This window comes from Solitalea canadensis DSM 3403 (assembly GCF_000242635.2).
Taxonomy (GTDB): domain Bacteria; phylum Bacteroidota; class Bacteroidia; order Sphingobacteriales; family Sphingobacteriaceae; genus Solitalea; species Solitalea canadensis.
Genome location: NC_017770.1, coordinates 4,900,881 through 4,920,864 on the forward strand (window position 1 = coordinate 4,900,881; position 19,984 = coordinate 4,920,864).

20 protein-coding genes are annotated in these 19,984 nt (G+C 37.7%); 10 read left to right on the plus strand and 10 right to left on the minus strand.

Translation table 11 applies throughout. From position 1 onward, the window contains the following. Nucleotide 1: 1 nt before the first annotated feature. A complete protein-coding gene (locus tag SOLCA_RS20655; RefSeq protein ID WP_014682427.1) occupies nucleotides 2-2,137 on the minus strand; it encodes an elongation factor G in 2,136 nt (711 codons plus the stop codon). Between the two features lie 300 nt (nucleotides 2,138-2,437). On the opposite strand from SOLCA_RS20655, the gene SOLCA_RS20660 reads away from it, so the two are divergent. Beyond that, nucleotides 2,438-3,010, plus strand: coding sequence for a hypothetical protein (locus SOLCA_RS20660; RefSeq protein ID WP_014682428.1), 573 nt, complete (start codon nucleotides 2,438-2,440; stop codon nucleotides 3,008-3,010). Between the two features lie 30 nt (nucleotides 3,011-3,040). Then, nucleotides 3,041-3,199 carry a hypothetical protein gene (locus tag SOLCA_RS23305; RefSeq protein WP_157604618.1) on the plus strand — a complete coding sequence of 53 codons (159 nt, stop codon included), beginning with the start codon at nucleotides 3,041-3,043 and terminating at the stop codon, nucleotides 3,197-3,199. 245 nt (nucleotides 3,200-3,444) lie between these two features. Here the strand turns inward: SOLCA_RS23305 and SOLCA_RS20665 are convergent, their stop codons facing one another. Continuing rightward, nucleotides 3,445-3,996 carry a C40 family peptidase gene (locus SOLCA_RS20665; RefSeq protein WP_014682429.1) on the minus strand — a complete coding sequence of 184 codons (552 nt, stop codon included), beginning with the start codon at nucleotides 3,994-3,996 and terminating at the stop codon, nucleotides 3,445-3,447. Between the two features lie 382 nt (nucleotides 3,997-4,378). On the opposite strand from SOLCA_RS20665, the gene pdhA reads away from it, so the two are divergent. The 3 genes from pdhA (at nucleotide 4,379) to SOLCA_RS20680 (ending at nucleotide 8,073) form a co-directional block, all read left to right on the plus strand. Continuing rightward, on the plus strand, nucleotides 4,379-5,374 hold the full coding sequence (pdhA, locus tag SOLCA_RS20670) for a pyruvate dehydrogenase (acetyl-transferring) E1 component subunit alpha (RefSeq protein ID WP_014682430.1): 996 nt from the start codon (nucleotides 4,379-4,381) through the stop codon (nucleotides 5,372-5,374). A 151-nt stretch (nucleotides 5,375-5,525) separates the two neighbouring features. Beyond that, entirely contained in the window at nucleotides 5,526-7,151 is a 1,626-nt protein-coding gene (locus tag SOLCA_RS20675) for a pyruvate dehydrogenase complex dihydrolipoamide acetyltransferase (RefSeq protein ID WP_014682431.1), read from the plus strand. Between the two features lie 202 nt (nucleotides 7,152-7,353). Beyond that, a complete protein-coding gene (locus tag SOLCA_RS20680) occupies nucleotides 7,354-8,073 on the plus strand; it encodes an alpha/beta fold hydrolase (RefSeq protein WP_014682432.1) in 720 nt (239 codons plus the stop codon). A gap of 1 nt (nucleotide 8,074) precedes the next feature. On the opposite strand, the gene SOLCA_RS20685 is transcribed toward SOLCA_RS20680, so the two are convergent. Further along, nucleotides 8,075-8,548: a hypothetical protein gene (locus SOLCA_RS20685; RefSeq protein WP_042480306.1), complete on the minus strand. Its 474-nt coding sequence runs from the start codon at nucleotides 8,546-8,548 to the stop codon at nucleotides 8,075-8,077. 94 nt (nucleotides 8,549-8,642) lie between these two features. Here SOLCA_RS20685 and SOLCA_RS20690 point away from each other — a divergent pair, with 94 nt between their 5' ends. From SOLCA_RS20690 to SOLCA_RS20700, 3 genes are all read left to right on the plus strand, one after another. Next, a complete protein-coding gene (locus tag SOLCA_RS20690; protein ID WP_014682434.1) occupies nucleotides 8,643-9,386 on the plus strand; it encodes an SLATT domain-containing protein in 744 nt (247 codons plus the stop codon). A 78-nt stretch (nucleotides 9,387-9,464) separates the two neighbouring features. Then, entirely contained in the window at nucleotides 9,465-9,722 is a 258-nt protein-coding gene (locus tag SOLCA_RS20695) for a type II toxin-antitoxin system Phd/YefM family antitoxin (RefSeq protein WP_014682435.1), read from the plus strand. Beyond that, nucleotides 9,713-9,970 carry a Txe/YoeB family addiction module toxin gene (locus SOLCA_RS20700; RefSeq protein ID WP_014682436.1) on the plus strand — a complete coding sequence of 86 codons (258 nt, stop codon included), beginning with the start codon at nucleotides 9,713-9,715 and terminating at the stop codon, nucleotides 9,968-9,970. The genes SOLCA_RS20695 and SOLCA_RS20700 overlap by 10 nt, the downstream gene beginning before the upstream one ends. Nucleotides 9,971-10,019: 49 nt before the next feature. On the opposite strand, the gene amaB is transcribed toward SOLCA_RS20700, so the two are convergent. Then, on the minus strand, nucleotides 10,020-11,564 hold the full coding sequence (gene amaB / locus SOLCA_RS20705) for an L-piperidine-6-carboxylate dehydrogenase (RefSeq protein ID WP_014682437.1): 1,545 nt from the start codon (nucleotides 11,562-11,564) through the stop codon (nucleotides 10,020-10,022). A 373-nt stretch (nucleotides 11,565-11,937) separates the two neighbouring features. Here amaB and SOLCA_RS20710 point away from each other — a divergent pair, with 373 nt between their 5' ends. Together SOLCA_RS20710 and hisS are read left to right on the plus strand one after the other, a co-directional pair. Further along, complete coding sequence (locus SOLCA_RS20710) at nucleotides 11,938-12,390, plus strand: low molecular weight protein-tyrosine-phosphatase (protein ID WP_014682438.1); 453 nt, start codon at nucleotides 11,938-11,940, stop codon at nucleotides 12,388-12,390. Between the two features lie 11 nt (nucleotides 12,391-12,401). Next, nucleotides 12,402-13,772: a histidine--tRNA ligase gene (gene hisS / locus SOLCA_RS20715; RefSeq protein ID WP_157604780.1), complete on the plus strand. Its 1,371-nt coding sequence runs from the start codon at nucleotides 12,402-12,404 to the stop codon at nucleotides 13,770-13,772. A 70-nt stretch (nucleotides 13,773-13,842) separates the two neighbouring features. Here the strand turns inward: hisS and SOLCA_RS20720 are convergent, their stop codons facing one another. The 6 genes from SOLCA_RS20720 to SOLCA_RS20745 are packed head-to-tail and all read right to left on the minus strand — an operon-like array spanning nucleotide 13,843 to nucleotide 19,973. Then, on the minus strand, nucleotides 13,843-15,150 hold the full coding sequence (locus SOLCA_RS20720; protein ID WP_245536731.1) for a DUF58 domain-containing protein: 1,308 nt from the start codon (nucleotides 15,148-15,150) through the stop codon (nucleotides 13,843-13,845). A gap of 23 nt (nucleotides 15,151-15,173) precedes the next feature. Next, the gene (locus SOLCA_RS20725) at nucleotides 15,174-16,148 is read right to left on the minus strand and encodes an AAA family ATPase (RefSeq protein ID WP_014682441.1); all 975 of its coding nucleotides are present in this window, start codon (nucleotides 16,146-16,148) and stop codon (nucleotides 15,174-15,176) included. Between the two features lie 53 nt (nucleotides 16,149-16,201). After that, nucleotides 16,202-17,377, minus strand: coding sequence for a DUF4350 domain-containing protein (locus SOLCA_RS20730; RefSeq protein WP_014682442.1), 1,176 nt, complete (start codon nucleotides 17,375-17,377; stop codon nucleotides 16,202-16,204). Between the two features lie 2 nt (nucleotides 17,378-17,379). Beyond that, entirely contained in the window at nucleotides 17,380-18,105 is a 726-nt protein-coding gene (locus SOLCA_RS20735; RefSeq protein WP_014682443.1) for a DUF4129 domain-containing protein, read from the minus strand. Further along, nucleotides 18,089-18,979 carry a hypothetical protein gene (locus SOLCA_RS20740; protein WP_014682444.1) on the minus strand — a complete coding sequence of 297 codons (891 nt, stop codon included), beginning with the start codon at nucleotides 18,977-18,979 and terminating at the stop codon, nucleotides 18,089-18,091. Before SOLCA_RS20740 ends, SOLCA_RS20735 begins: the two co-directional genes overlap by 17 nt. Beyond that, nucleotides 18,963-19,973 carry a stage II sporulation protein M gene (locus SOLCA_RS20745; RefSeq protein ID WP_014682445.1) on the minus strand — a complete coding sequence of 337 codons (1,011 nt, stop codon included), beginning with the start codon at nucleotides 19,971-19,973 and terminating at the stop codon, nucleotides 18,963-18,965. Before SOLCA_RS20745 ends, SOLCA_RS20740 begins: the two co-directional genes overlap by 17 nt. Nucleotides 19,974-19,984: the final 11 nt, after the last annotated feature.

The window sequence follows — 19,984 nt, forward strand, 5'->3', positions numbered from 1 at the left end:
ATCAATGCCCTTCTAAAGCAGCTTCTTTTTGGTGTTCTTCTGTTAATTTCCGCTGTAATTCAGAAGGAACTGGAGAGTACTCCGCAAATTGAATTTCAACTTTGGCCTTGCCCTGACTGATATTTCTAAGTACAGAAAAATACTTATCCAATTCCGCTAACGGAGTACGAGATTTTATTACCTGGTAACCGTTGCGGTTATCCATTCCGGTAATAACGCTCCTCCTGCTTTGAAGTTCGGTCATTACATCGCCCATTATTTCATCCGGAACGGTTGTTTCCACATCGTACACAGGTTCAAGTAATTGAGGTTCAGCTTGATGAAAGGCTTCTTTAAAAGCCATCATCCCGGCTATTTTAAATGAAATATCATTGCTATCTACCGGATGCATCTTGCCATCGTATACACTTACCCGAATGTCCCGAACATACGATCCGGTTAATGGTCCTTCTTGCATTTTCTCCATCACACCTTTCAATATTGAAGGGATGAAGCGTGAATCAATAACACCTCCAACAATACAGTTGTTAAAAACGAGTTTTCCTCCCCAGGCAAGATCATGTGTTTCACTATCTCGAACAGGAAACTCTTTCAACTGTGGCATATTCTCATAATAAGGTTCAATTTTCATAAATACTTCGCCAAACTGTCCCGCTCCTCCCGACTGCTTTTTATGCCTATACGATGAAAGTGCTGCTTTTTGGATGGTTTCCCGATAAGGGATTTTAGCCTTGTTAAATTCGACCTGCATTTTATAAATGTTCTCCAATCGCCATTTGGTTAGCGCCAGGTGCAATTCGCCTTGCCCATGTAAAATTACTTGCTTAAGCTCCCTGTTATATTCAATTTCTATTGTTGGATCTTCCAGGTGGATTTCGGCTAACACTTCACTTAGTTTTTCATCATCTTGCTTATTTTTTGCTACTACAGCAACTCTTACCTTTGGTCTTGGGAAGTGAATAGGGTCTATGTTTCCTGTAGCTCCTTTGCCATTAAGCGTATGGTTGGTTGAACTGTTTTTTAACTTAAGCGTGCAGCCAATATCTCCTGCTTTCAGTTTATCAACTGCGTTTCTATTTTTACCGTCTGCTATAAATAACTGGTTAAGCCGCTCCACCGTATTGGTTTTCTCGTTGGTAAGCTCTTGTCCTACCGCAATTTCACCGGAAATTACTTTGAAAAATGATAATTTTCCTAAATGTGGTTCAACTAAGGTTTTAAAAATGAATAGTTTGGTTGGTCCAGTGGGGGTAATTGGAACGTCTTTGTCATTATCAGATTTTTCTGGTGGCATTTCAACAGCAGAGGGTGCTACATTATCAATAAAGCCCATCAATCGTCCACTACCCATGTTTTTTCTGCCTGCGAGGCAAAAAACCGGGAATACCTGATGATTCATCATACCTATTTTTAATCCTAGCCGTAACTCATCTTCATCTAAATTGCCTTTTTCGAAATAGAGTTCCATGAGTTTTTCATCGTTCTCGGCCGCTTTTTCAACTAATTCGTTATGAAGCTTATCTGCAAGATTTTTCTCTTTATCTGGTATAGGTAGCTTTTCCGGTTTTCCTCCATTTACCGGGAATTTATACATGGTCATCTTCAGTAAGTCGATGATGCAGTTAAAATCGATGCCCTGATTTACCGGATATTGCATGACGGTAACAGCCGGTCCGAAGAATTTTTTAGCTTCTTCAATAGTTTGGTTAAAGTTTGCTTTGTCAGAATCTAATTGATTAATGGCGAATATGGTAGGTTTTTGATATTGATCAATATAACTCCAGAGAAGTTCTGTTCCTACCTCTACACCATATTGTGCATTTAACAGAACTACGGCTGTGTCGCAAACGCGAATCGAAGAGATTACTTCTCCAATAAAATCATCCAACCCTGGAGTATCAATAATGTTGATTTTGTAATCACGCCACTCGGTGTGGAGGGATGTGGCGTACACGGAGTTGCCTCGCTCGTGTTCTACTTCATGATAATCAGACACCGTTGTTTTTTCTTCAACGGAGCCTCTTCGGTTAATAATTCCGGCTTCAAACAGCATTGTTTCGGCAAGTGTTGTCTTGCCGCTTTTCGCAGAGCCTACTAAAACGACATTTTTAATGTGTTTTTCATCATAAGTTTTCATAAAGTATCATTTAAATTGGTGGATACTTATGGCTTTGGGTCGACTTTGATGGAACTTAGGATTGGTGCGGGCAATGAAAAATTGAATCGAACAAAAGCCTTTTCGTTATATATGTAATTAGAATTCAGTGCCTTAATATAGGCGTTTTTTGCTAAATAAAAAATGAATTATTATCGAATTAAACGATTGTAATAGTAATAATGTTATATAAAAAAATCTTCAAAGAAATTTTATTTCCTCAAATGCATTGTATTGCGAAAAATAGTAACTTCCCCCCTTTATTAATCAAACCCAGAAACAATGAAAAAAACAAGTACTACAATTTCCATGTTTAAAACCTTGGGATTGTTGTCATTAGCACTATTTGCGGCTTCGTGTGCCAACGACCTGAAATTCGTAAGGGTGAAGGGCAATGAGTCTACTATTGCTCAGCGAACAGAAGCTAAAACAGAAACCAGAGCATACGCAATCCAAAAAACAGACGCTCAACAACCTGTAAGAGAAACCGCTCCAGCTAAACCAGAGGGAACAGAAGTGGCTCCTTCAGAGACGTTAATGGCAGAGCAACAAACAAGTACCAGACAATTGGTGCGTGAAGAAATGAAAAAGAACTCAACTTTTAACGGACTTTCTGAGTCTCAACAGCAAAAAGTTGAAAACATTATTACAAAAAGAGTAGATAAAGTTGTGGCTAAGAAAAAAGCTGCATCTCCTGCTCCTGCTCCTAATGTTGAGTTTTCACGTATCATGTTAATTGGTTTAATAATCTTATTAGCAGGTATCTTACTTGGTGCTATTGTTGGCGGTTTAGGCTGGTTAGCATTTGTAGTTGGTTTAGGATTAATTGTATACGGACTGATTATTCAGTTATAAAAATATTTTAATTAATTAGAACTTCTTAATTTGGGAAAACGCTTCCACTTAATTGTGGAAGCGTTTTATTTTTTAGGATTTGCTGATGTCTTCCGATTCACCTCGGTCAATCCAATAGAATTAGCAAAAGACTTTGTTGGAGGTAAGGAGATGGTTTCGTTTTTAAGAGAAAACTTCGAAGAGGTCTAATCTTTGAAATATTTAACTGCTGATGGAATGAAACTGAAGAAAATGGGTTTCCTAGGTTTAGGTTGTAGAACGATGCATAACCACTAAGGTTACTCTTCTCCGGGATTAAATCCTTTAAGATTCATGAAATTTATATAATCACCAACTTCGGGTTGATCATTTTGTCCATTAAGAGAGGCCCAAAGAAAAAGCCCCGTGGTAACGGGGCTCTTAGTATTGATTTTTAGTTTTGATGGTTTTCTAAGTTATTGAATTCTTCCGCCTTTGAAGAAATATCGCTTAAAGTAAGGGTCATCCAAATCGGCAATACTTACTCCTTTTGAAGAAGAAGAATGTGCAAATTTTCCATTGCCTAAATAAACTCCAATATGCGAAATGTATTTTTTACCTATTTTGAAGAAAACGAAGTCACCTTCTTTTAAATTTTCTTTATCAACAGGCTTAACATTTTTATAAAAGTCTCTTGAGTTAGCCCCGCCTAAGAATGCTCCATAAACTGCATCATACATTTTATTCACAAATCTTGAGCAATCGATTCCTTTTCTGGAGTTTCCTCCGAAACGATAAGGAGTTCCTAACCAATCGTAAACAAAATCAAATAACTTGGTGTTAGCTTTAGAAGCTATACTGAAACCAAATAATTGAGAATAATATAAATAACCTAAAGAATCAGGATCAGAGATCTCTTTATCTTCAGGTTTTGATGTAAAAAAATCTTTCAAGCTTTTCGACTGAGCGCTTACCGCATTTGCCGAAATAACGAAAACCAATAGTAGTAATAGTCTCTTCAAAGCCACTTAGTTTGATCGTTTTAATGGTTTGCAAATTAAAATTATTGTCTCACATACACATGCAAAAATGATACAAAACAACAATTCATTGTTTAATCGTATTCCCTTTTACGATTATGTATACTAAAAGTTACAAAACAACTTTAAATTTTCAAAGTCGCAACTGATAAAATATTAATTCAACTAATATTTTGGAGCGAATATGCTTATTGATATTCGGTTATGTTGTTGTGTATGTATTTATGCTCTTTTATTAACAACATTGCTTTGAACGGCAATTGTTATTATAATATTGTTTAAAAAACAGATAAAACAATACACATTTACATTTTGCTTTTTTATTGATACATTTGCCGACACAAAAAATTTAAAAGCTTAAACTTAAAAAATGAGTTCTATAGCAATAACTAAAGAAACTTATCTGACTTGGTACGAACAAATGTACATGATGAGAAAGTTTGAAGAACGTTCAGGTCAGCTCTACGGACAACAAAAAATCAGAGGATTTTGCCACTTATACATTGGTCAAGAAGCTGTAGCAGCTGGTGCCCTATCAGCTACTCGTCCTGATGATGGTTTTATTACTGCATATCGCGATCACGCCTTAGCTTTAGGTAAAGGTGTTTCTGCTCGCGAATGTATGGCTGAGTTGTACGGAAAGGAAACCGGATGTTCAAAAGGAAAAGGTGGTTCGATGCACTTTTTCTCTAAGGAACATAACTTCTATGGAGGTCATGGTATCGTTGGTGGTCAAATTCCACTAGGTGCAGGTATTGCTTTTGCATCAAAATACAAAGGAACTGATGCTGTTTGTTTATGTTTTATGGGTGATGGTGCTGTACGCCAAGGAGCCTTAAACGAAACATTTAACATGGCGATGATCTGGAATATTCCTGTTATCTTCATTTGTGAAAATAACGGTTATGCGATGGGTACTTCTGTTGAACGTACCACTAACATGCCGGATATCTATAAAATCGGATTAGGTTTTGATATGCCTTCTGAGCCTGTTGACGGGATGAGCTGTGAAGCTGTTCACGAAGCAGTTGATCGTGCTGTACAACGTGCACGTGCCGGAGAAGGACCTTCTTTCCTTGAGATTCGTACATACCGTTACAAAGGTCACTCCATGTCTGACCCAGCTAAATACCGTACTAAAGAAGAGGTAGAAGAATATAAGGCTAAAGATCCTTTAGAGCAGGTAAAACAAACTATTCTTCAGAATAAATATGCTAACGAAGCATGGTTTGAGCAAATTGAAGCTAAAGTGAAAGAAGAAGTAGAAGATTCAGTTAAATTTGCTGAAGAATCTGCATATCCAGATCCTTCTGAGCTTTACAAAGATGTTTACGTTCAGAGTGATTACCCATATATAATGGATTAATAATTGCGGTTATGGGTTACACACTATTCATGTTGATCCTTAACACGTAAAAATACTTTAGAGTTATGGGTGTTAAGCAAATAAGGCTTTCCATTCGTAACTCTTACTTTTATAAACGCAACACACAACACTATTTTTAAAAGAAAAATATATGGCTGAAGTAGTACGCATGCCAAAAATGAGCGATACCATGACCGAAGGGGTATTGGCTAAATGGCATAAAAAAGTTGGTGATAAAGTAAAATCAGGCGACGTAGTTGCTGAGGTTGAAACCGACAAAGCTACCATGGATTTTGAATCGTTCCAGGAAGGAACATTATTATACATCGGAGTTGAAGAAGGCCAGGCCGTTCCGGTTGATGCAGTAATTGCTGTTTTGGGTGCCGAAGGTGAAGATTACAAAGCTGCATTAGCTGCCGAAGGTGGAAATGGTAAAGCTGCTGCTGCACCTGCTGAAGCCAAAGCTGAAGCTGCCCCGGCTCCGGTTCAAAGTAGCGCTCCTGCTGTAACTCCTGAGTCTTTAGGTGCTACTGTAATTCGCATGCCTTTGTTAAGTGATACCATGACTGAAGGTGTTATTAACAAGTGGTACAAAAAAATCGGTGATACTATTAAGTCAGATGATACTATCGCTGATGTTGAAACCGATAAAGCTACAATGGAAGTAACTGCTTATGCAGAAGGAACCTTATTATACATCGGTGTTGAAGAAGGTAAAGCTGCTAAAGTGAATGATATTATTGCAATTGTTGGTAAGCCAGGAACAGATGTTAGTCCGTTATTACAGGCTGCGCCTGCAGCTGCTCCTGCTAAAGAAGAAGCTAGTGCTGGATCAACAGCTGCTTCTGCTACATCAGCACCAGTTGCTGAAGCTTCAACAGCAGACGCCAATGGTCGTGTAAAAGCATCTCCGTTGGCTCGTAAAATTGCAGAAGAAAAAGGCATTGACCTTGCCCAAGTAAAGGGCAGTGCAGAAGGTGGACGCATTGTGAAGAAGGATGTAGAGACCTTTACTCCTTCAGCAGCTCCTACCGCTAAAGCAGCAACTCCTGGTGCTGGTGCAACTACAGTTGCAGCTCCTGCTGTTTATGGTCAGGAAAGCTTTACTGAGGTTGCTGTAACACAAATGCGCAAGACAATTGCTCGTCGTTTGTCTGAAAGTTTATTCACCGCTCCTCACTTCTACTTAACCATGTCTATTGATATGGATCAGGCAATGGAAGCTCGCAAGCGTATCAATGAATTAGGTACTATAAAAATCTCTTTCAATGATATCGTATTAAAAGCGGTTGCAGTTGCATTGAAAAAACACCCTAAAGTAAATTCAAGCTGGTTAGGAGATAAGATCCGTTATAACAACCACGTAAATATTGGTGTAGCTGTAGCTGTTGAAGATGGCTTGTTAGTACCGGTTGTTCGTTTTGCTGATACTAAATCATTGTCAACTATCTCTACTGAAGTAAAAGAATACGCTCAAAAAGCAAAAGATAAAAAATTGCAACCAGCTGATTGGGAAGGCTCAACCTTTACCATTTCTAACTTAGGTATGTACGGTATTGATCAGTTTACTGCGATCATTAACCCACCTGATGCTTGTATCTTAGCGGTTGGTGGTATCAGCCAGGTTCCGGTTGTTAAAAATGGACAAGTTGTTCCTGGTAATGTAATGAAAGTTACTTTATCTTGTGATCACCGAGTTGTTGATGGTGCTACTGGTTCAGAGTTCTTACAAACGTTAAAAGGTTTACTAGAAGAACCATTGAGACTTTTAGTGTAATGGTATTCTAAAGAATTTCATAAAAATAAAAATGCGAGATTTTAACAAAATTTCGCATTTTTTATTTTTATAGCCCTTTGTTTCATCAGTTATTTACATGTTGATAAATAGATGCTAAAAAATGGTTCTGACTAATTAATATTGTTTTAGATAAACCTTCAGCTTAATCTTAAAAACTACAAACAATAGCCAGTACTTACCAATGAACACCAAATCAGTATCAACACTAATATTCATTTTAATCACTTTTCTGGCCTGTGGCCAAACTATAAAACCTAAGCAATCCATTCTGTTTGATAAGTCCAGGAATAGGGAAATTCCTATAGCTGTTTATTCAAATGGCAAGGATCAGAAGCAACCTGTCGCGATTATTAGCCACGGTTATGGAGGAGGAAATACAGCCTATGGATTTATAGCGAACCAATTGGTATCCCTTGGGTATTATGTTGTATCCATTCAGCATGATCTTAAAGGAGATATTCCAATGCCTACTTCAGGAGATATTATGGTGGTTAGAAAACCTTATTGGCAACGCGGCGTCGATAACATTCAGTTTGTAATAGCGGAATTAAAAAAGATTAAGAAGAACCTGGACTTTAATAAATTACTTTTAGTTGGTCATTCCAATGGTGGTGATATGTCTATGCTGTTTGCTACAGAATATCCCGATCAGGTTGATAAAGTTATTTCTCTTGATAACCGGAGGATGACAGTTCCACGCACGCGAAGCCCACGAATTTTATACTTAAAGGCTACTGATACAGAACCTGATCCCGGAGTTCTTCCAACAGTAGATGAGCAGGAAGAGTTTAGTATCAGTATTGTTTATCTAAAAGATGGAAAGCATAATGATCTCTGGGATGGAGCATCTACAATAGTCAAAAAGGAAGTAATGGGTGCAATTGAAGGTTTTCTAAAATAGGTTAATGGAGTTCATCCAATTCTTGTTGGTAATCAAATTGCAAATCTTCGTGTAGTTTATCAATGGCTTTATTGATTTTTTTTAATTGTTGCTGATAAAGGTTCGTAAGCGCAGTGCTATTGTGAATTCTAATTCCAGATTTTTTCATTTTTCTACAGAAATAGATCAACAGTTCGGCTTCAGTTTCTTTATGTCCAGAATATTTGATGAACTTATTCGTGGTTCGTAATGTTTTTCGGAGCATTTTAGAACCTAAATACAAATTGTTTTTGGGGATTAACTCAAATTGCTCATCGATCAATTCTTTTATACTCTCTATATAGCCATGCTCATTATCCGACTCAAAAAGCAAATATGTGAGTAATTCTTTATTCTCTTTTTTGTACTTAGTGATTCTTAAGCAAATCTCAACTAAGCGATTCGGTTCCAAACCAAGAAGTTCTTTTTTTAATTCATTAAGAGATGCCGCTTTCATGCCGACAAAATAAGCACTTTTTAACGGCAAGTGTGCAAGGTCATTAGTTCTATTTTATAAAAACAGTATTTTCGAGACTTTAACAAATACCCCAATGCCAACACATCAACAACCAAACTTAATTGAAAAAATAACTCAATTTATATTTATTTTTTGCGGAATAGGTTTTATTCTAACACTGTCAGGATTATTGGCTTACTCAGCTTATGCCGTTATTCCATCAAGTCCTTTTCGCGAGCTAGCAGCGATAATAATTGTTTTAATGGTACTTACCTTACTGTTTGCCATCCTTAGCTTTTGGGCTTCACGCAAACGGATAAAAAACATCTGGAAAACAGTTGAAGCTAACTTCAACCAACATGAATCGGTTTCAAAAACCGATTATTTGATTAAACGAATAGCTTTTAGTCTTGAAGAGTTCAATGCCAGTACAAAGTGGATGTATCGAAATGTACGGTTGTATAAATATTCTACTGTTGTGCTTTCTGGTTTGGCAACGGTAATTCTAGGGCTTAATTTTTCCTACTTCTTTAGTGAACGTACAATTTATCTGAGTGTAACCAAAGACATTGCATTGGTGTTAAACACTGTTGTTACAGCATTAGCAACCCTATCAATTTTTTGGAATGTAGATAAATACTGGATCCAGAACAAGATTATTAAACACCAGCTTCGACAGCTTAAAAGTTCCATAGAATTTGAGCGTAGTGAAAACCGGGAACTCACGGATGAGCAATTGAAGTCATATTTCAATAAACACCAACGTATTTTGAGGGAGTTTCATTTGTATTGGGAAGGAGTTATGACCGAGAAGGATAATGGGGATAAAGATCATTGATATGTAGATGCAAAGCTTATAATCCTCTTGTTATTTATTAAAAACGTACGTATTTTTGTACTTAAATAATGGAGTTTTATGAAAGTCATTAATTATTCTGATCTACGAGAAAACCTCAAATCAAATCTAGATTATGCTCTTGAAGATGAAGTGACTGTTAAGCGTCCAAAAGGAAAAGGTAATGTAGTTATATTATCAGAAGAAAATTATACATCTATTATGGAGACCTTACATTTAGTTTCAACAGAAGCAAATAGAAAACATTTGATCGAAAGTATTAAACAGGTTGAAGAAGGAAAAGTTACTTCAATTAGTGTTGATGATTTATGGAAGTAGTTTTTTCGGAAAAAGCTATTGAAGATTTGTGCTTCTGGAAAGAGTCTAATAACATAAAAGCGCAAGAAAAAATAACTCAATTGATAAAATCCTTTATGGAAAGCCCTTTTAAGGGGATTGGGAAACCTGAGCCGTTAAAATATGGACTTGCCGGTTATTGGAGCCGTAGAATTACAGCGGAGCACCGATTAGTTTACAAAGTTGACAATGATAAACTGATAATCATTGCACTTCGATTTCATTATTAGAAAAAAGAATGCTAGCAAAGAGTTTTTCTCCTTGCCAGCATTTTAATAGCTACAAATCAAACTTAATTCCTTGTGCCAACGGCAAATCATCACCGTAATTTATGGTGTTAGTCTGGCGTCGCATGTATACTTTCCATGCATCTGAGCCTGACTCACGACCTCCACCGGTTTCTTTTTCTCCTCCAAAAGCTCCTCCGATTTCTGCACCTGAAGTTCCAATATTGACGTTCGCAATTCCACAATCTGAACCTCCGTGCGATAAGAACTTTTCAGCTTCTCTCAGATGGGTAGTCATGATTGCTGATGATAGACCTTGAGGAACACCATTTTGTAGTTCGATAGCTTCTTCAATGTTTTTATATTTCATTATGTACAAGATCGGAGCAAAAGTCTCATGCTGAACGATCTCATAATGGTTTTCGGCTTCAAAAATAGCTGGTTTAACATAGCAACCCGATTCAAATCCGTTACCCGCTAAAACGCCACCCTCTACTACAATAGTTGCACCTTCACTTTTTGCCTTTTCGATAGCATTTAGATATTGCTGAACCGCATCTTTGTCAATCAGCGGTCCAACATGGTTTGTTTCATCCAATGGGTTTCCGAAACGTAGTTGAGTGTAGGCATTCGCTAGTTTGGTTTTAAATGCTTCGTAAACCGATTCATGAATAATTAAACGACGGGTTGTAGTACAACGTTGTCCGGCAGTACCAACTGCACCGAACACCACACCCGGTAATGCCATATTCAGATCTGCATGCTCAGAGATAATGATGGAGTTATTTCCTCCTAATTCCAACAAGCTTCTGCCCAAACGTTGACCAACAGCAGCTCCAACGGCTTTTCCCATACGAGTTGACCCAGTTGCCGACACCAATGGAACGCGGGTGTCATTCGACATTAATTCACCAATAGTGCGGTCGCCGATAATTAAGCAGGAAACGCCTTCTGCAATCCCATTTTTCTCAAAAACTTGTGCAGCAATTTTTTGACAAGCAATGGCTGTTAAAGGAGTTTTTTCTGACGGTTTCCAGATACAGACATCGCCACAAACCCAAGCTAAAGCTGCGTTCCAAGACCAAACGGCCACCGGAAAATTGAACGCTGAAATAATTCCTACGATACCAAGTGGATGGTACTGTTCATACATACGATGGCGCGAACGCTCCGAGTGCATTGTTAGTCCATATAACTGACGAGATAGCCCTACCGCAAAGTCACAGATATCGATCATTTCTTGTACTTCACCATAACCCTCTTGCAAGCTTTTTCCCATTTCGTAAGAAACAAGCGCTCCCAATGCTTTTTTCTTAGCACGTAATTCCTCTCCGATTTGTCTCACGATTTCCCCTCTCTTAGGCGCAGGAACTAATCGCCATGTTTTGAATGCTTGTTGAGCTGTTTTAACCACGTGGTCATAATCTCCGGCAGATGCAAAAGAGGCAGTAGCTATCGTTTTTCCATCAACAGGAGATACTATCGTTTTTGAGGTTTCACCGTCACCAGTAGCCCAGTTCAAACCAGTGCTCCAAGCCGGATTATGCGCAGTAATTTTTAATTCTTCCAGAATGGAAGGGATATCAATAAGGTTCATAAAATTCTATCGGTTTAGGGTAAAAATATCAATATTAGTTCATAGTTCATAGATCATGGATCATGGATTTGGTTGATAGTCCATAGTCAATAGTCAATAGTCAATAGTCCATAGTCCATGGTTTCTTGTATAATTGAAATAAAGGTTGAATAAAAAATATGCAAAGGCTCCTGGTTCATGACTGTCGACTCAAGACTGTTAACACGGTTTCTTGTAAAATTGAAATAAAGGTTGATTAAAAATTATGCAAAGACTCCAGGCTCATGACTCAAGACTGTCTACTATGGACCATGGTCCAATTTCCCCCCATGATCTATGAACTATGATCCATGAACTATTAACCATAATCTCAACATTCTACTATCTTTGCAGCATGAAAATTTTGATGGTTTGTTTGGGCAATATTTGCCGATCGCCGATGGCAGAAGGCATTATGCGTGATCTGATCAGGAAGAATAATTTAAATTGGGAAGTTGATTCTTGTGGTACGGGAAGCTGGCACATTGGCGAAGCTCCAGATAAACGTGCTCAACGCACAGCACAAAGCTTTGGCGTGGATATAACCAGTTTGCGGGCGCGACAATTTTCGATAGCTGATTTTAATGAGTTCGACCGTATTTATGTAATGGATACATCTAACCATCAAAATGTATTAAAAATGGCTCCAGACGAGCAAAGTAGGCAGAAAGTTGATCTTTTGCTAAACTCATGTATGCCCGGAGAAAATTGTGAAGTGGCTGATCCTTGGTTTGATGAATCGTTGTTTATTCCGGTTTATAAGCAAATTGAGCAGGCCTGCCAGAAAATAATAGAAAGTAATAGATAAGCTAATAAGTAATACAGATAATGAAACCAAGTATCCCAAAAGGAACACGTGATTTTTCCCCGATTGAAGTAGCTCGCAGAACCTATATATTCGATACCATTAAGAGAGTGTTTCAAAAATACGGCTATCAGCCTATTGAAACTCCTGTAATGGAAAACCTTAGCACCCTTACCGGAAAGTATGGGGAAGAAGGTGATCAGTTGATCTTTAAAGTGTTGAACTCAGGTGACTTTTTGTCGAAGGTTGATGCTCAAAAATTAGAAGCAAAGAATTCAAAGTCAGTTACCTTTGATATTTCTGAAAAAGCCCTTCGCTATGATTTAACAGTTCCATTTGCTAGGTATGTGGTAATGCATCAGAACGAAATCGCAATGCCATTTAAACGTTACCAGGTTCAGCCTGTTTGGCGTGCTGATAGGCCTCAGAAAGGACGCTATCGCGAGTTTTACCAATGCGATGCCGATGTGGTTGGGTCTGAGTCATTATTGAATGAAGCAGAGTTTGTTTGTATTTACGATGAAGCCCTTTCAAACCTTGGCCTGCAAGATTTTTCCATCAAGATCAATAATCGTAAAATCTTAACTGGTATAGCTGAGATTATTGGTAAACCAGAGTTAATCGTTGATATGACAGTTGCCATCGATAAACTGGATAAGATCGGTTATGATGGTGTGGTGAAAGAGTTAATAGAGCGAGGATTTACCGAAAGTGATGTAGAAGTTCTTCGACCGTTTATTGAGCTGAAAGGATCTAATGAAGAAAAATTAGCCGTTTTAAAGCAAAGCCTCGCAAACTCTCCAACCGGAAAAAAAGGTATTGAAGAGCTGGAAACCATATTTTCCTATTTAACATCTTTTAAGCTAAATAAAGCAACTGTTGAGTTGGATATTACCTTAGCCCGTGGATTGAATTACTATACAGGAGCCATTTTTGAGGTAAAATCTAACGAAGTTCAGATGGGGTCAATCGGTGGCGGTGGTCGCTACGATGATCTTACAGGTATGTTTGGTCTAAAAGGAGTAACAGGCGCAGGTATTTCATTTGGAGCTGACCGTATTTACGACGTGATGCTTGAGTTAAATTTGTTCCCTGAAAGTGCAGTTACTTCAACCAAGGTGTTATTAACCAATTTTGATGCCGCAGCAGAGAAATATGCACTTCCTATACTGGTGCAACTAAGGACTAATGATATTAATACTGAATTGTATCCGGCTTCAGCGAAATTGCAAAAGCAAATGAAATATGCTGATGCCAAACAAATTCCGTTTGTTGTTTTAATCGGAGAGGAAGAAATGCAATCAGGTAAGCTTACCTTAAAAAATATGCAAAGCGGTGAGCAGGAGAAGCTAAGTGTAGAAGAGATAATTAAAAAACTAAAATAAAGGATCACGCAAAGCCGCGAAGGAGCAAAGTATTATTCTTTGTGCCTTCGCGGCTTTGCGGTTAAAACCCTTATATCAGGCCTCTTGATTTAAATTCAAGGTATTTATTCAGCGTATTTACTGTCAGTTTTGACGGAGGTGTTAACACTGTATGAATTCCGTGTTGATTAAGCTCTTTAACGATTAATTTCTTGTCGTAAGAGAACTTTTCAGCAATTGTTTTAAGGTAAATATCCTCTGTGTTTTCCGGTTTAGAGTCGAGTAATTCCTCCAATTCTGTATTTTCAAAGAATACCACTAACAACAAGTGATGTTTAGCCAGGCGTTGTAAGTAAGGCAATTGTCTGCGCATTCCTGCCCGACTTTCAAAGTTCGTAAACAGCACCAGTAAACTGCGCTGATTAATATTTAACCGGATATTGGCAAACAAAGACTCATAATCAGACTCCTGGTAATTGGTACGCTGGTTATAAAGTAATTCCAAGATATGCTGTAGATGCACCGGCTTTTTGTCGGCTTTCAATACACTGCTGATTCTGCTTGAGAAGGTGATGATTCCGGCTTTATCTCCCTTTATCATTGCCGAATTAGCAAGTACCAGCGATGCATTGATAGAATAATCCAATAAGCTCAATCCCTCAAAAGGCATCTTCATTGCACGCCCTTTGTCAATGATGCAATACACCTGTTGCGATTTTTCATCCTGATAGTTATTAACCATCAGAGACGATTTGCGCGCAGTGGCCTTCCAGTTAATAGTTCGGGTGTCATCGCCTGGTACATAAGCTTTGATTTGCTCAAACTCCGAACTATGACCTATTCTACGAATCCGTTTAATACCTATTTCCTGTAACCGGTTGGAGATAGCCAATAATTCATACTTCCGCATTTGAATGAATGACGGATAAACTGGTACTGTTTTCCCTTGTTCAAAGCGGAATCGGCGACGAGCCAATCCAATTATCGAAGAAATGAAAATGTTAATGGCCCCAAATTCATATTCGCCCCGTTTTACAGGTCGAAGTAGATATTTTAATTTTTTTGTCTGCCCCTTTTTTAATGATTCTTTAAAAAGAGCGTCCCTTTTCTGAAACTGATGAGGGATCTCATCAATCACCTTTACGTTTACACTGAAATTGTATTTGTTTTCTAAATACAGAATGATCTCATTTTCGCTTCCATTTGACAACTTTTCAGCCATGAAACGACGACTGAAAAAAGCCTCTTTAATGCTGAATAAGGAGATGAAATCAATGGCTGTTAAAAGGATGAAAATGGCAAAAAGAAGCTTTGCCGGTATAAATAATACCGGGATAAAAAAAGCAATAACAAACAATAATCCGCAGGCTATTAAGGCGGCGAAAAATCTATTGCTCAAGTATAAATCCTTGATAAAACGCACTATCTCGGAACTTCAAGTTTTTGAACAATGAGTTTAATAATATCATCAGCGGTGGCGCCCTCCATTTCTTTTTCTGGAGAAAGAATGATGCGGTGGCGCAAAACCGGATAAGCCAATTCCTGAATATCTTCAGGTGTTACGAAATCCCTTCCTCTGATTGCTGCTAATGCTTTTGATGCATTTAGGATAGCGACAGAAGCTCTTGGTGAAGCTCCCAGGTACAGAAATTTGTTATCACGTGTACTGTTAACGATTTGAGCAATATACTCGATCAATTTTGGTTCAACGTGCACCTGACGGATCTTCTCTCGCAAAAAGGCAATCGTATTTGAGTCTAAAACCGAAGAAATTTCATCCAGTTTATTGGCAAAACCTGTGTGATGACCATTTAAAATTAGGATCTCTTCAGCTAAAGAAGGGTATTTTACCTCGATCTTAAAAATAAAACGATCCAATTGTGCTTCTGGTAAACGATATGTTCCTTCCTGGTCAATTGGGTTTTGGGTTGCCATTACCAAAAAAGGAAATGCCATCGGATAGGTTATGCCGTCATTTGTTACCTGACGCTCCTCCATTACTTCAAATAATGCAGCTTGAGTTTTTGCAGGTGAACGGTTGATCTCGTCAATTAGAATAATATTAGAGAATATTGGACCTTGCTTAAACTCAAAATTAGAGGCTGACGGATTAAAAACGGATGTTCCTAAGACATCAGATGGCATTAAATCAGGAGTAAATTGAATACGGCTGAAATTAGATTTAATGGTTTTAGCCATCAATTTAGCTGTAAGCGTTTTAGCTACTCCCGGAACACCTTCAATAAGTACGTGTCCATCAGCAAAAATTGCTGTAATGAGTAATTCGATGAACTTTTCTTGGCCAACAATTACCTTGGCTAGTTCTTCTTTTATTTTAGAAACGCTTTGATTCAATTGTTCAAAGTCGATGCGATTTTGAAATGTTGTTTCTTCCATTGGTCTTTATGTCTCTACTAACTGCAGAATCAGCTTTCACCTTTTCGCGGTTGTTATTTCTTTACAAATTCGAAAAATTCTTCAATTAAATCGTTTAGCAAAAGCAGATCAGCTTCTGATAATAGGTATTCTTCGGGACGCGATTTGATCCAGCGGATCATTTCAAATAACTGTTTGGTTTTAACTTTGTCCCAACCAGTTTTTTCAGCAATATGCTCAATAAATTCATCATCAATTACATTGGTTCTCTCAAAAAACTTGGTTCTTATAAATTCAAGCAAATAATTGATCTTTTTTAAAGCAGCATCATGATGGTCGCCTTTGTTAAAGTATAAGGCTCCAACAACCTTGGTAAATTCTAAGGTATTATTAGGTAAAGGTGTAATAATGGGAATAATCCGCTGGCGACGTTTACTTTCAAAAATAATGAAGATAATAATCCCCAATATCATGATGTAGTAAGCCCATTTTAGCGATGGATGTTCCATTAAAACTCTGAAGACATCATCTTCTCCAACTCGTCCTTGTTTGGTGTATTCATCCCAGATCACCTGTTTTATCGGCAAATAAGAAAGGCATTGGAAAGCGTAATCCTTGGTCGCATTGTCGAGTACAAAGTAATTGGAGAAAGCGGTAGAATTAACATTCAAGTAAACATGACCTTTTCCATGTTTTATTTTCACAAAGTCGGGTTTGCCGGATGATTTTCTACCCAAAACGACTGTTGTTTTGTGATTTAACGAGTCAAAAAAACTATTTTCTCTGGGCGAGATAAACTTAAAATTTCTTCCTTTGCCAACATTTAATAGTTTGGTTACGTATTGTTTTTCCTCAAAATCGGCGCCGGTATGAACTTTTAAGGTGTCAGCAAAAGGGCCATTAAAGGTTGTTGCTGCAATAAATAAATCATTCCCTTTAGCAACGAATTTTAAAAGTTCTTTGGTGTCATTTTCATCGGCAGCAAAATAACTGGTAACGAAAATGTAATTTCCCTTGTTGTTATTGGTTTCTGTAAGTTGGTTAAATGCAGGCAAGCGACTTGAAGAAATGGATTGTTTCGGAAACACATCCTTCAACAGCTCAAAAGTTGCATAGGAGCCAAACGGTATCTTATCCTTATTTGATAAGGTAATTCTCCAATCGATTGGTTTCGGACGATAATATTCAATTAGCCCAAACGCAATAATCATGGCCGCAAGAATGGCAATATATTTACGGTTTCCTTTCATAGTCAGATGATTTGTTGATGAAAGGATAAAAACGATTGTCGAATAGCGTTAAATTCATTTTCAGCCAGATCGAACTCTCCGTACCAAACAAATTCGAATTGATGTGTCATTTGCTGAAAACCCTCTTTCAGATGCAATGCAGATAGCTCTGTGATATAATTATGGTTAGTTTTTTCAGGCTTCCAGGTAATCATGGAACGGTTGTTCAATTCTTTTAATGTTTTTAGGTAGTACAAACGAACTGCCAAGCGGAAGTTTCTGTTATCAATGGCATCGGCAATTAATTTGTCAAAATCCATTATCCTTACATCTTCATGTAGGGTTTCATAAGGAAGATCGATATCTGCACTCCTTCTGCTAAATAATGCAGTCAGGTTAATTCCCAGCAATTTTAAAATAACAAAAGTAGCTGTACCGGCAATAATAAGAATGAAAACATATTGCCAGAAGTTACCGTAATTTAGTCCTGAAAATAATCTATCAAACAATCTGTAAACCCATTGCCAGAATTTCCCCCACCAATCGGTTTGAGGTGCAATGTCTTTTTTATACTGAAACTCGGGGTCAGAGTTGAACTTCTCAATACTTGAGTTTAAAGGCAACCGTGTTAAAACCCGAGTTGTATCGTTGGGGCATGAAATAGCCGGAGAGGCCGATGCGAATCCGGCACTGGTTCTTACTGCTGTTAAAAGAATTAAAAGAAATAATACTCTAAAAGTCGCCTTCATTATCATTAATGGGTTGACTTTTGCCTAATTTATCTACTTCTTCCAATAACCCAACACCTTCTTTACGTTCAACAAGGTTGAAATATTGAAAAGCCATTGCCAAAGCTGAGAGTGAGTATAGCAGTACTGTTCCGACAGTGGAAATGACTGTGCTGATAATAAAAAAGAAATTGTTAGAATCATTTACCTCACCAACATGGAAAGCTTTTGCAAATGTGATAATATAAAGTGGAACATTAAAAACCACACCCATCATTCCTTGTATCATTGAAATAATGAAAATGAGACCAAATGTCGACCACCATTTTCCACGGATCAAGTAAATACATCGCGATATTAATTCGAAAACGTCGATTTTTTCCATCGCAATAATGATCAAGGCTAGTTGAAATGCAACGGCGAGGTAAATACCTGGAATAAGGAACACCAAGGAGGCAAGCATCATAGTGATACCAAGTACAATTATCGCAAAGAATGAAAAGAAAAACTTCTGTTTTACATGCTCCCAAACCATATCCGTAGTAATAGGTCTGTTTTTATCTTCTAAATAAGCGACCAAATAGCCATAAACCGACTGGAAAACAAGGATAAATGAAATGATCAGAAACAAAATCGCGAGGAAATAGTTCGGATTAAAAAGGTCTCTGAAGATATTATAGTTGCCAATTGTTTCTGATGGATTTTCATTCAAAGCAAAGTCCATAAACCTTGACTGATGTAATCCCATGAAAATTCCACCTAATAAGGAGGTAGGTCCGGCTATAAACAACAGACTTCTGAACAATGGTTTAAAGTTCTGTTGGAGAAAAGTAAAGACCGCATTTATCTTCTGCCCAAAATCACGTTCCTCTCTTAAATTAATCTTGTACTGCATTTAGTGGTTTAGTTAAACGATATGGATATATGATGAAATAATAAATTACAAAGCTTAAAGAGGCAAGTATAATAAATAAACTTAACGCCATTGGCATTTGTGTATAGCGGGTAATAAAGCTTTCGAGAAAGCCAGCCATAATAAATACTGGAACCAGTCCGATTACTATTTTAAGGCCGTTTCTTGCACCTTGTTTAAAGGATTCTAACCGCGAATAGGTTTTAGGGAATAAAATGCTGTTACCCATTACCAAACCGGCACAACCAGCCAAAATAATTGCCGAAATTTCTAGCGTTCCGTGTATCCAGATCGACAAAACGGAGGTGAGTAATAATCCTTTTTGATAAAAGAAGAATTGAAAAGCGCCAAGCATAACGCCATTTGAGAATAAGATCCACGCGGTACCAAGCGAAAACAACACCCCTGCAACAAATGCCATAAACGATACTTTTATGTTGTTGATGGTAATACCCATAAACATATCCGCTTGTCCCTGGCTTTTGTAGATAGCCATTGGGTCTCCTTTTTCAATATTGGCGATTGTTTGGTTTACATAAGTATCTCCAAGAATCAATCGTACAAAGGTCTCGTCTTTAGCTGCAGAAAGTACTCCAATAGACATTCCTATCATAAATAGCAGGAACGAATAGAGTAGTTGCTTGCGGTGTGTGGCAAGCGTTAATGGAAGCTCATATTTCCAAAACGTAACAAAACGGTTTTTACTTTCCTTTTTGTTTTTGTAGATATTTAGATAGAACTTTGATGTAACCGCGTTTAGGTAGCGAGTGGTCGCAGAATCAGCATAAAACGTACGTGAATAAGCTAAGTCGTCTGTAAGTTCTATAAAATTCTCAGCAATTTCATCAGGACTTCCATCTTTGTTGTTCTCAAAGTTTTTCCACTTTTGTTCGTTCTTTTGTACAAAAACTACTTCTCGCATATCAGACTCGCTCTCGTTAAGGTAAATGCTATGAAACTTTAAAGTATCAGCCAAATATATTTATT